11 protein-coding genes and 1 pseudogene are annotated in these 12,785 nt (G+C 34.4%); 1 reads left to right on the top strand and 11 read right to left on the bottom strand.

Annotated elements, in window-relative coordinates; genetic code table 11:
• The 10 genes and pseudogenes from JCM9152_RS20105 to JCM9152_RS20075 all read right to left on the bottom strand — a co-directional run.
• Nucleotides 1–4,841, bottom strand: a 4,841-nt coding sequence (locus JCM9152_RS20105; RefSeq protein WP_035347404.1) for a non-ribosomal peptide synthetase, incomplete at its 3' end; no start/stop codon positions are given.
• 812 nt (nt 4,842–5,653) lie between these two features.
• Nucleotides 5,654–6,217: a Fic family protein gene (locus tag JCM9152_RS20100; RefSeq protein WP_035347403.1), complete on the bottom strand. Its 564-nt coding sequence runs from the start codon at nt 6,215–6,217 to the stop codon at nt 5,654–5,656.
• A gap of 187 nt (nt 6,218–6,404) precedes the next feature.
• A complete protein-coding gene (locus JCM9152_RS22785; protein ID WP_156315016.1) occupies nt 6,405–6,578 on the bottom strand; it encodes a hypothetical protein in 174 nt (57 codons plus the stop codon).
• Between the two features lie 13 nt (nt 6,579–6,591).
• Nucleotides 6,592–6,918, bottom strand: a pseudogene (locus tag JCM9152_RS21625) (Fic family protein); the annotation flags it as partial.
• 287 nt (nt 6,919–7,205) lie between these two features.
• Nucleotides 7,206–7,721 (bottom strand): hypothetical protein, encoded by a 516-nt coding sequence (locus JCM9152_RS20090; RefSeq protein ID WP_035347402.1) that lies wholly within the window; start codon nt 7,719–7,721, stop codon nt 7,206–7,208.
• A complete protein-coding gene (locus tag JCM9152_RS22780) occupies nt 7,714–7,860 on the bottom strand; it encodes a hypothetical protein (protein ID WP_156315015.1) in 147 nt (48 codons plus the stop codon). The genes JCM9152_RS20090 and JCM9152_RS22780 overlap by 8 nt, the downstream gene beginning before the upstream one ends.
• A gap of 12 nt (nt 7,861–7,872) precedes the next feature.
• A complete protein-coding gene (locus JCM9152_RS20085) occupies nt 7,873–8,109 on the bottom strand; it encodes a hypothetical protein (RefSeq protein ID WP_035347401.1) in 237 nt (78 codons plus the stop codon).
• A gap of 448 nt (nt 8,110–8,557) precedes the next feature.
• A complete protein-coding gene (locus JCM9152_RS24245; protein WP_369384598.1) occupies nt 8,558–8,932 on the bottom strand; it encodes a cytochrome P450 in 375 nt (124 codons plus the stop codon).
• Nucleotides 8,851–9,741, bottom strand: coding sequence for a cytochrome P450 (locus tag JCM9152_RS20080; protein WP_369384597.1), 891 nt, complete (start codon nt 9,739–9,741; stop codon nt 8,851–8,853). Before JCM9152_RS20080 ends, JCM9152_RS24245 begins: the two co-directional genes overlap by 82 nt.
• Nucleotides 9,742–9,929: 188 nt before the next feature.
• Nucleotides 9,930–10,805: a LysR family transcriptional regulator gene (locus JCM9152_RS20075; RefSeq protein WP_035347399.1), complete on the bottom strand. Its 876-nt coding sequence runs from the start codon at nt 10,803–10,805 to the stop codon at nt 9,930–9,932.
• Between the two features lie 137 nt (nt 10,806–10,942).
• Between JCM9152_RS20075 and JCM9152_RS20070 the strand changes: the two genes are divergently transcribed.
• Nucleotides 10,943–11,503, top strand: a complete 561-nt coding sequence (locus JCM9152_RS20070; RefSeq protein WP_035347396.1) for a flavodoxin family protein — start codon at nt 10,943–10,945, stop codon at nt 11,501–11,503.
• Nucleotides 11,504–12,135: 632 nt separating this feature from the next.
• Here JCM9152_RS20070 and JCM9152_RS20065 read toward each other — a convergent pair.
• On the bottom strand, nt 12,136–12,785 hold a 650-nt coding region (locus tag JCM9152_RS20065), incomplete at its 5' end, for a chlororespiratory reduction 6 domain-containing protein (RefSeq protein ID WP_035347395.1).

Below are 12,785 nucleotides of genomic sequence, written 5' to 3'. Positions count from 1 at the left end.
AAAGATACTGAACGAAAAAGTGAAGCATTCGCAGAACTTTTCTCATGTAAGTTTCTTGAATCTCCTGAATCGGAACTTTCTCCAGAAGCATTGCTTTCAGAAATATTACCTTTACTCATAGCTTCACTAGGGGAACTCTCTTTCTCCCAAGACTCTAATAAGACATGAGCATTTGTGCCACCATATCCGAATGATGAAACAGCTGCAATAAGACGAGAGTTATCTTCATCAGTTACAAGGTCCACGGATTTTGAAGAAATTATAGCTGCAAAATCATCTAAATTAATTTTGGGATTTAAAGTTTGGAAATGTACATTTCCAGGAGCTTTTTTATGCCTTAATACTTCAATCGTTTTTATAAGGCCTATTATGCCAGCTGCTCCCTCTAAATGACCTATATTTGTTTTAACGGATCCAAGCACAAGTGGTTTCGATCGCTGATCACCCAGTACATTCTTAATCGATTCAACTTCGATAGGGTCACCTAAAGGCGTTCCAGTGCCATGACATTCAATATAATCAACATCGCGCCCCTCGAGATCGCCTATATTAAGAGCTTGTTTAATTACTGCCTCTTGAGCATGACCATTGGGCACTGTTAAAGAAGCACTCCGTCCATCTTGGTTAACAGCTGATCCACGGATAACCGCTAATATCGGATCCCCATCCGCCTGCGCATCACTAAGTCGTTTCAGAACAACTACTCCTACACCTTCACCACGAGCAATGCCATTTGCATCCTTATCAAAAGTTGCACAACGGCCATCTATGGAGAGCATGCCTGCTTGAGATGTAGTTACATATGCCTCAGAACTTAATATTAAATTAGCACCCCCAGCTATTGCCATATTACATGAACCGCTACGTAAATTAGTAACTGCCGCATCTACAGCAACCAAAGAAGAAGAACATGCAGTGTCGATTGTTAAACTAGGACCTGTAAGATCTAGAGCATAAGAAATACGATTAGAAGTTATAGCTGGAGCTACACCGGTACCTGCATAATCCCTTGAATAATTAAAACTCGTCATCCAATCATAATTCATCTGTCCTACAAAGACACCAGTGATGGAATTTGCTAATTTCTCTTTAGCATATCCTGCATTATGGCAAGCTTCATATGCCACCTCAAGAAGCATACGCTGCTGCGGATCCATACTTTTTGCTTCTGCAATTGGGATTGAGAAAAAATCGAAATCAAATTTATCTACATCATTTATAAATGCTCCGCGATTAGTATAACTACATCCAACTGCGTCTCGATTAGGATTATAGACCTCATTAATATTAAACCGTGATAACGGAACATCTGTCACACAATCTCTTCCTTGCATAAGCATATCCCAAAATTCTTCAGTTGATGTTACGTTTCCTGGTAATCGACATGCTGAGCTAACTACAGCAATCGGTTCTAAAGAATTAGAAGACTTCGAACGTTCAGGTGCTTTACGTTGTCGTCTTATGCCATTTCGATATGCCGCAAGCGCATCTATGCTCGGATAGTTAAATAATAGACTATAGGGAAGCTTTGTATTCCACATACTGGATAAAATATTAACTAATTGTATCGCATGTAGAGAAGTAATTCCTTGCTCAAATAAGCTTTTAGAAGGATTTAATGATTCATTTGGAATGGAAAGTAGCTTAGCGACTTGTTGTGAAATAAGTATAGATTCACTACTCTCACCTAAAATGTTATCATTACTACTTTTATTATTAGACATGGCTATTTGACGTAGTTTTCTTATATCTACTTTGTTGTTTGTAGTTAATGGGATTTTATCTAGTAATATCCATTGTCTAGGTGTCATATAAGCTGGTAAGTATTTATCAACATGAATTCGGAGTTCTTCTTCAAGTCCTTCAGCGTTTCCAAGTGTTGTCACGAATCCAACAAGATACCTTACATCTCCTGGAATAGCAATTACAGTAGCTTGATTCACATTGGGAAGAGACTCTCCACAACGTTCAATTTCTCCTAGTTCGACTCGATGCCCACCAATCTTTACTTGCATGTCACGCCTTCCAAGAATCTCAATTTCTCCATTACTAAGATACCTACCCATATCTCCAGTTGCATAAAGTCTCCCTAAGTGAGGTGTTTCGATAAATTTCTCTTCTGTTAGCTGGGGATTATTAAAATAACCTTTTGCCAAACCTACACCACCTATGTAGATTTCCCCCGTGACACCAGTAGGTCGGTATTCAAATTCTGAGTCAAGTACATAGATGGTTTGGTTAGATAAAGCCCGACCGTATGGTAACAACTCTGTTTCAAGTTTATTAGTCTCATATGAGAAAACATGGAAATTAGACCATATTGAAGCTTCGGTCGCCCCTCCTAAACCAATCACCTGAATTTCAGGTGAAATTTCAAGTACTTTGTTAGGAAGAGACATATTGATTGCATCCCCGCTTAGCATAGCGACTTTAAGAGAAGATCTGATTTCTTGAGAATACGAAGAAAGTAGCATTTCAAACGTAGTTGGTACCGTGTTCCAGACAGTTATATTGTGCTGTTGGATTTGGGACCACCAGTAATCAGGATCCCTAGTTCCTTCTGATTTACAGATAACCAACTTCCCTCCCGCCCCTAAAGTTCCAAAGATATCCCAAACAGACAGATCGAAGTTAAGAGATGATATCCCAAATGTAACTATATCTTCTAGATCGCAAAATCTATTATTTATATCTAAGCAAGTATTTACAGCACTATAATGGGAAATTTCAACGCCTTTTGGTACTCCAGTAGAGCCTGATGTAAAAATAATATAAGCTGTATCATTAGGATCGACGTTAACAGGAATATAATCTTTCACGTTTATTTCAGATAATGCTTCGGTGTCAATATGTATTAACTTGGTGTCTTCTAGAGAACTATTTTTACTGCAGTTCCAATTACGTTCTGATGGCATACTCTTCGCATTAGTCAAAGCCACCGTACATTTAGCCAACGCTATAATACTGCTCAATCTTTCATCCGGATCATTCGGATTAAGAGGTAGGTAACTAGCGCCAGTAATAAGAACGGCTAATGTGCCAACAATCTGTTCCCATCCTTTTTCTAAAACGATGGCAACACAAGAACCAGGTTTAACACCTTCTTTTTGCAAAGATACAGCCGTGGCTCGAGCTAAATTTTCAATTTCACCATAAGTTAACATTTTTTCTTGATCAATGACTGCCACTGATTCGGGAGAAATACTTGAAGATTGTAATATTAATTCATGAAGTAAAAAGGGAGCATTTGAATCGAAAGAATAACTAGTTTGGTTAAATTCTCTTCGAATATCTAAGACTTCTTGAGGTAAAGAGGCTCTAGTAGAATTTTTAGTAGCGATATTCTGTAGCAAAGAGTTAAAGCAATGTAACATTTCAATCATGAGAGATTGACTATACACTGTAGAATCATAATCCCAATTAATTATTAGGTTTCCATTTGACTCATAAATTTGGTGATCGAGAGTAATTTGTGGTGTTTGAGTTTGTTGGTAGTTAAGTTCTATTTTACAATCTTTAAGCGTTAAATCAGGTTCTACAACACCTAAAAAAGATGTAAATACAATTGGAAATGAAAGATGTTGATCATCGCGTAGATTCCGTAACATTTTAATGAGATCCAATCCTGTTACTTCATATTCAAGGCTTTCACATAATGTATTATGAATATTAACAGCAGTATCTATAATTTCACTGTCGTGTAAATTGTTTATTGGACAGAGGATAATATCAGTAAACTCTCCAACAATACCAGTAAAATCGTTATGCTTATCAACAGGACGTCCCGACATAGTGACGGCGACAGAAAAATCAGAATTTTCTGAATATAATTTTAATACTTTAGAAAAAGCAGCAAGGACAAGCGAGTTTGGTGTAATTTCGATTTTTTTAGCGAGTTTTTTAAGATTGTCCCAATAGCTTGAATCCAATGTAATAGACTCTCTTTGAAAATGAAAGCCTTCTATCTCAGAATTTTTAAGGCGTGGTAATTGAGGAGGATCAGGAATATCATTACAATGTGTACTCCAGTAATTTAGCGCCTCTTCTGAAATAATTTTTTCATTAACCTGATTACAATATTTTTGGAATGTTTGGTTGCTAGTTACTAAATTATCAGAAGGTCTATTAGTCAATACATTCTCATATTCATTAGTAATCTCTTTACATATTTGCATAGCACTAACAGCATCGATAAACACCATATCAATAATAATATGTATTCGAAATGTATCGTTTTCAAGATGTGTTAACTGCACATCCCAATATAATTCAGGGGATGACTTAAATGCCATTAATAAATCTTCTCTGCGTTTATCAAGATCTGAAGATTCACTTATTTCTAAATTGACATTTTGATAATACTCGTCTACATCACGAATTTCCTGAAGATTATTATTAACTATTTTTGCATGAAGCATAAGGTGTTTAGAAGTAACTGTTCGTAAAGCTTGTTTGAAGGAATCAACGTCCAAACCATCTACATCCAATTCAGTATAAATTTGACACGGGCATTCTTGCATTGATCCAATTACATATGACTCCTGCATAGGAGTTAAAGGGAAAGTATTGATCTTATAATCTTTTTCACTTAGGTCATGCTCATTAAGAGTTTGATTTTCTTCAGTAATGGACATGCTTTCAGCTACTTGTTTAATAGTTAAACCACTAAGAATCTGAAAAGTTGGTTTTGGTACAATGAGTCCTCGTACTCGTGTAAGGGTTAATGAATCTAATCCTAGCGTTCCAAATAACTTATGAGATATATGTTCAAGTTCTTTTGAAGAATAGCCTATACATGATCCTAATATTTCCATATTACTTTTCATTAAATTTGAAGACAAAATGTATCCACCTCATTTTCCTCACGTATTTTGTTGAATTCGTCAATCCTGATTTAACAATACATCTAAAGTAATGGAATTTATATTTATTAAACCTCCTTTATTATTCTCTGCCCTTCAAAAGATAGTCTTATAAGTATGATAATAGTAGGTATTTTTTACTTATTTACATATGTACTATTTTAAACAACTTATACCCATTTATATAAAAAATACCAATATAATGAATATACATTACTTCTATTTACATATCAATCAATTTTACAAAAATAATCTATTGTCCCTTTACTTACTCTTTCTCAATTGCAAGGAACCTATAATATTTTTTAATAACTTTGATTCCTATTACGTTTTTTAACTGATATTTATCCTCACTATGTCCTTAACTTTGCGAAATGTATTTATTACACTTAATTACAATCCCCCGTATGATACACCGGATGGCAGATAGATGTGAACTGAGATAAAATCAAATTAAAATTCACGTGAACGGACTCTCTTTCCATACGCCGAGGAAAATCCCGAAAAAAGAAGGCTAGAACTTCCCCCCTAGAACTCTTTAGAATCTACTAAAGTAAGCATCAAATAATCCCCACCTATGACGAAGGTGGGGATTTATATTAAACTCTACTTATCCGTTTTCACATAATAGTGCGTTTTTTTATTTATATTTTCATAAAGTTTAATTTCTGCCGAATACTCACACATTCTCAATATTTTATAATTACTTAGTATAAACGTGCTCCGATTCTGCACTATTAGTGTTTTACTATTAAGGTTTACGTTGTATTCTGAAGTCATTTCAATTTGCGTTAAAGCCCTGGCTCATCTAACTCCTGATTCCTTTTAATTAATTGGACATATCGCTTCAATTCTTTCACTTCATAATCCATGATAAACTCAACAAATGGTTTATATTTTTTATTAGTTCCTGCTATATCTAATACTTCATAATAATTAAACCGTTTTTCTTGCTCTATAATAACGGATAAATATCCCAATTTCACCAATTCAAGATTCATTAACAATCGAGAAGTACGACCATTCCCATCAATGAATGGATGAATATTGACAAATTTACTGTAAAGTATAGCTGCTTTTTCTACTGGGTGTAGACGATTTTCCTCACTATACCAACTGATTAGATCACTCATTAATTGAGGAACGCTCATATAATCTGGTGGTGTATGACTTGCTCCTGATATGATGACAATTGATTTTCTATAAACTCCAGCATTTCGATTGTCAATTCCATGTAGAATAATCGCATGATGATCTTTAATCAGTCTTTCTGACATGATCTCTTCGTTATTTATCATATCTTCAGTTAATAACAATGCTTCCCTATGGTTAATGGCTTCTAAATGCTCTCGCATTAGCTATTCAAAAGTTTCTTTGGAAGCGGACGCTGTTTATCAATCTATTGTTTTAAAGTTGTTACATTCGCTAACTGGTTTGAGTATTGATTAGTCATTAGCCATCACCTTAATTTCCTCAATATTGCTTGAGATATTTGTCATTCTACTCCTTCAATACACACCTTATCTAAGTCAATTGCCATTTTTATTTCTGATAAAGAGGTATATATTTCTCATTATTAATTTCTCCGTAAGCCAAAACTTCTGAATGATGGGTTAAATCTTGAGTTAAGTTCTCAATAGATTCCCACTCTCCAACGGCAAAGATAGGCTTTTCCGTTGATTCAATTTCAAATAGATAATAGTGTCTGTCAGGCATTCCATTATCTCCTTTATGATCGTTCCATATCTTCCTTTACAATTGGTCCTTTAAGTTCAACATCCTTAATTTCATTTCTCTCCATGTTCATAAAAGATTCTAAACGTTCAGCTTCTCTTTGCAAAACCTCACTTGAAAATTGGCAAAATTGTTCCACATTTTCATTCGCTAAGATATTGATGTATTCAATTTTATTCTCACCTTTAATAATAAGTGGAGGTAACCCCTTTTGTAACAACGAGTAATTCATCAGCATTCTGCCCGTTCTTCCATTCCCATCAGAAAATGGATGAATACGTTCAAATTGTATATGAAAGTCACAAATAATTCGGATCCGATTCCTATTTGTGTCATCTCTATCTAATTGATAGTTGAGATTATCTACCCACTATTCCATTAAAAATGGCGTTTCATGAGGGGATGCTGTTTTAAATTCAGCCCCCATAATAGCGTTATCTGCTTTTTTAAATTGAACTTTATCTATAAGGAGTCGATCCGTCAGCAATTCATAAATATCTTTTATCATACCTGTTGATATAGGTGTTCGTTGAAAAGCATGTTCAATGACATAATCAAATGCTTCTTTATGATTAGCGATTTCATATAATTCTCTAAGATTAGTCTTCCCTAATCTGGGTACTGCTGCTTTAAAGTTGAATACTTATTAGAATCAGTATAATCAGTCAAAAGATGAGTCAGGTGTATTTGTTCTTCGATGCTGTAACGCCTTAAATCATCTATAGTGTCTAATGTAATGGTCCTCTTATAATAATCTGTTCCAACTATTAATATTTCTTTTTCCTCAAGAGTAAATTGTTGAGGATCTAAACTTGGATAAAGCTTTTTCATTTCCATCTGATAGAACTCATTCATTAAATCCTTAGCCTTATACAATTCATCAACTGGATTTATTACATCCTTTAATTGTTTCATTTCATTTGGATACTTTAATGATGCTATTTTCAACGAAGCTTGTAGTTGATTTTTGTTTATTCCCATGCCTTTTTCTAACATCTCTTTAATAGAATTCAACTTTTCTATGTGACTGGAAACACTTATTACAAATGCATAACGATTATGCAGTATATGATTGATCTCTTTTTCTAACTTTGTTGAATACACTTCGTCTTCAATTTCATCCAATTGATCCGGTAAGGAATTCTGAATGAGAGATTTTCTTTTCAATACTCTCCATCACGAGCTTTTCTTCCCTTTCAGTTAGCTTTAGCCCCTCCATTTCGAGCGAACTCTTTATAGATTGAAACGATTTTGGATTTAACATAGCTGGACCTCCCTAATAATCAATTTCCTCTATTTCTTCCTCAATACTATCTTGAATATTGTCAGTTATGTTCACTTCTCTCTCAGGAATTCTCTCGTTTTCATTGTTCCCATACTTTATCTCAGCACTTACCATTTTTGCAGCAGATAGCTTCTTATTAATGCTCGTTAGTTGACTTGAGATACCATCTATTTTTTTTAACAATTCATTATTAGAAGAAGAGGATAGACTTTCTATAAATCTATCCATCATCTTCTCTTTTTGCACTAGCATGACGATATACTGTGTTAAACCTCTCTATTTTGCTAACTGTTCTAATTTATCATAAACTTCATCTGGCATATTACTACCGGTTAATGTGAGTCGTTGTTTGGAATCTTTTGTAATAGCAAAACTTCCTTATGATTTAATCTCGTTAAGTGATAGAATTTCTATAGCGTTCAAATTAATGGTACGATGTGTAGGACTAAATAGTTCATCCTGGTCTTCTTCTTTAATTTCATCCTGAAAATGATGATTATCTTCTGCAATATTCTCATTTGTTCGTGATTTTATCGCTTCATATATATTTTTTTCAAAAGCGGTGCTTCTCCACCAAAATAAATATATTCAATTTTTTCTTTCGGATCTACATTAAACGCCTCCATAGTTGTTTTTTTACCGAAGCTGGCTTGGATAACACTCCTTACTTGGACCTTTAGTAAAGCTTAATCGGGAAATTTTTCAATCCGCGGATGATAAAGCTCTCACGCCATTGCAGATGAGACAAATCTGTGGCAAGCGAAAGATTAGGATATTCCTCAAGCAACACTTGAAGTGCGATTTCACCTTCTAGCTTTGCGAGTGGAGCGCCAAGACAGTAGTGAATTCCTTTCCCAAAAGCGAGATGAGGGCTTTTCTCTCTTGTAATGTCAAGGTTACTCGGGTTGTCAAACTTTGTTGGGTCATGATCGGCTGAGGCGAGAGAGACGAGAACGTGATCTCCCTTTTTTACTTGTTGACCCATAAATATAAAAGACTCACTTGCCCAACGGTCTGTGCTAAATTCAACCGGACCATTAAAACGTAACAATTCATCAATCGCTTGCCCGATAAGGAAGGATCCTCTTTTAATAAGGCTAATTGTTCTGGATGAGTAAGTAAAGCAAGTAAACCATTGGAAATTAAGTTAACAGTTGTTTCATGTCCAGCGACAATTAATAGAATGACGAAGCCATACAATTCGTTTAACGTTAACTGTTCGTCTTCTTCCTTGGCTTGAATTAACTCAGATAGTAAATCTTCTTGTGGATCGAGGCGTTTTTGTTCGATTAACTTTTGTAAGTAGGCGATAAATTCGTCCATCGCTTCTTCATAACGAGGCGCTTCGGTAATCTCGACGATGACGGTTGACCAACGTTGAAAATCGAGGCGATCTTCAGTAGGAATACCGAGTAGTTCACAGATGACTCGAATTGGAATTGGAAAGGCATAGTCTTCAATAAAATCGACTGCTCTATTATGCTTCATCAGAATTGCTTGTTCTTTGGAAATTTCTTCAATACGGCCTCTTAGTTTCGCTATTTTTTGTGGGGTAAAACCATTTTGTGCGAGGCGACGGAGACGACGGTGATTAGGCGGATCGGAAAAAAGCATACTATGGGCAATCGGTGATATATTTTCATCTGTAAGATCAGGGTAAACGGTTTTCATATCTTTTATAAACCGTTTGTCTTTTAAAACAGCTTCTGCGGCTTCATATGAAAAGGCCATCCAAGAATACTGGTCTTCATTGAACATTTTGACTTTAGCAAAAGGCTTGTGCGGACGAATTTTTTCATAATACTCATATGGATTTTGGTGAAATTCGTTTGAAAATAAATCAACTGATTTCAAGTTCATTAATCATGACCTCCATTCCTATTTCAAGCTCTTATAGCCACTATATATAGTATATAACATCTCATACTAGCAAGAACAAAAGAATTTTCCAATAAAGAAGTCGGATTTAACAGAGAAAAAGACATGGAAGACCCAACGCGAGGTCAGTAAAAAATTTTTGTTAAACAACCTTGAATACGTGCTTTTTACTATTTGTTATTCCTCATTTTTTTCAATTCAACTAAATGCGAAAGAAATGCTTCTAAGTTTGTTGATATCCACTTATCTTTATGAGTCACAGTGTATATATTCAATAATTTATATTGTCCAGTAACTTTTGATTCTTCCAGCATTCCGTTATCTATCTCTTCTTTAACAACAAAATGTGGAAGTATAGATTTTCCGAGCCCGCAAAGAACACACTTTTTGATTGCTTCTACACTGGGCAATTCAACTTTCGCTAACGAACCATACTCTTCATTTTTTATATTTTCTTCTACTGCTGGTCTCCAGCTGCATGAGTATTCGGTTACCAGCATTTTTCCTGGAATATGCTTGTTTTGTTTTTTGACAGATTGTATAAAGGAAAGTCGAGTATCCTGTATTTTTTCTATTGTTAATTCTTTTGAATGCCAATGAGGTAAGTCAACGAGAAGCGCAACATCAATTTCATTATTTTTCAATTGAGAAGAGAGATTGCCGTCTTTCACTGATTTTATTGTCAGCTCTACCTTTGGGTATTTCTCCATAAAATCCATAATAATAGTAGGCAACCAATAAATCATTAATGACTCACTTGCTCCAATGATCAGCTGACCAGAAGGACCATCTGATGAGTGTATCACTTCTTGCGATTTAGAGTAAAGTTTTATAATTTCCAAGGCATAAGGAAGAAAGTCTTTGCCAGTTTGAGTTAATGATATACTCCTTCCAAGACGATCAAAAAGAGGCTTCTTCAATTCTTCTTCTAGTTCCTTTATATGTCCAGTAATAGATGACTGAGCATATCCTAATTCATTAGCAGCTTTCTTAAATCCTCCTGTATCCACAATAGTTTTAAACGTTATAAGATGACGAAGCTCCACTGTAAAACCCTCTTCCCATTTTTATTATCATTTTTACCGAACTAATTAATCTGAAACAACCATTTTACTGATAGTGTTGCTTATTTTAAACTGTAAATAAGCTATATTCAAGTGATATAAAAAGGGGATGTGAATAGATGAGTACTTTAGTATTATTAGGAAGCTCAAGAAGAAATGGTAATACAGAACATTTAGTAAATGTTGCTTTACAAGGAATAGAACATGAAAAAATATATTTATTAGAAAATAACATTTTTCCTATCGTGGATCAGAGGCATGTAACTGGAGGCTTCAGTCCTGTTCATGATGACTATGAAAGGCGATTTTTGGATTTTTTAAAACATGAGACACTTTTCTTTGCTACTCCTTTATATTGGTTTGGCATGTCTGGCCAAATGAAAATATTCTTTGATCGGTGGAGCCAATACTTAAGAGACGATCGTTTTGATTTTACAAAGGAAATGATGAAAAAGCGAGCATATGTAATTGTCGTTGGAGAAAATCCTGATCCTAAAATTGCTTCATTGCCCCTAATTCAGCAATTCAATTATATTTTTGATTATGTAGGAATTGAATTTGTTGATTATATAATTGGTAAAGGGAATTACCCAAATGATATTTTAGAAGACTCTATTGCCTTAAAAAAAGCAAAATCGTGGAATCAGGGCTTGAAAGCGGGTGTGAGTAAGGAAACTTGAACAGAAAATTGAGCAAGGGTAAGACGGTTTTACATCTCTTTTTTGTAAATGTAATTCAGTTCAAAACAAGCGATGATACACAAGTTGACATTACAGCAGTAACAAATTTGTGAGAACGACTTTTCGAAGTGTGCCATAACTGTGCCACAGAAACTAGAAAAGCCCTAAATACCCAGTGTTACCGAGGCCACTGAAAAAGTGAAAATTGCACTTTTTCAGTGGCCTTTAAGTAATGTGCGCAGCCGTTGCCCGATTTTAAAAGCCTTAATATGAGTGGGTTTCTCATATCAAGGCGCGCAACGATTTTGAATTATGAGAAAGGACTTTCTCCGTGCTCTCGTGTTACCAAAGCTTTTCGGGCATCTATTATTACTCCCACTCTGTTTTAAGCGTACAGCATATAAAGCAAAATGCTGTAATATCAAGGAGTTTGGGAGCATATAAAAAAAATAAAGTGTATAGAAAATAATAAAAAGTGCAATAAAAGTGCAATTTGCACCTAATCAAATACTTGTTACTTCTTTGAATTCTGATTCCAACTCCAATATTCAAAGGTGATAAGCCAGTTTCACATATTGCAACCAGCCGTTCATAACTGAGCATCTTTTTTTTGAATAAAAATAAAAGACATTTTAGATTAAATGTTTAAATAAATAATCTGTAACTTTTTCTGAAATTTCTTTATTCATATCGATATCTAAATGATGGATATCCATAAAACGGTTGAGACTATCAAAGTTCTTTTCTATGAACTTTCCCAAATCTTCTGGAGCATAATTTATGATATATCCTTTGCCATCAATATCTACATTTGTATTGGAACAATAAGAATGAATTAGAAGATGTAGTCCGTTATTTTTATTTTTAGTACTTAAAAAATAAAACCAAGGTACTCCCTTATCTATCGAATGTTTTAACCATCTCATAATTTCAGGAATTTGAAATATTTCACGAGTATCTTTATCATACTCTGGAAAAAAGATATCCAATGAATTTGCTGATTTAATTAATAATTCTTCATTAGCTGATAGCCTCTCTATAAATTCATTTATTGTATCAAAACTCAACGTATTTATTTCATCTTCAGAAACAGCAATTATTCTAAAATCAGTTTCTCGTAATATAGAATTGAGAGCTAAGTTCCATTGGATGACTTCATCAAAATCAACTATTGGTGATACCTTATCAAAAATCGCATCATAAAAATTGCTAGTTAGACTACTTTGTTCTGAAATTTCAATACTCCAATTATTAGTTCCAGAGGAAACTATTTTTTTTATAT

Source organism: Halalkalibacter hemicellulosilyticusJCM 9152 (assembly GCF_000513115.1).
Classification (GTDB): Bacteria; Bacillota; Bacilli; order Bacillales; family Bacillaceae_D; genus Halalkalibacter; species Halalkalibacter hemicellulosilyticus.
This window is presented reverse-complemented; position numbering and strand designations above follow the sequence as displayed.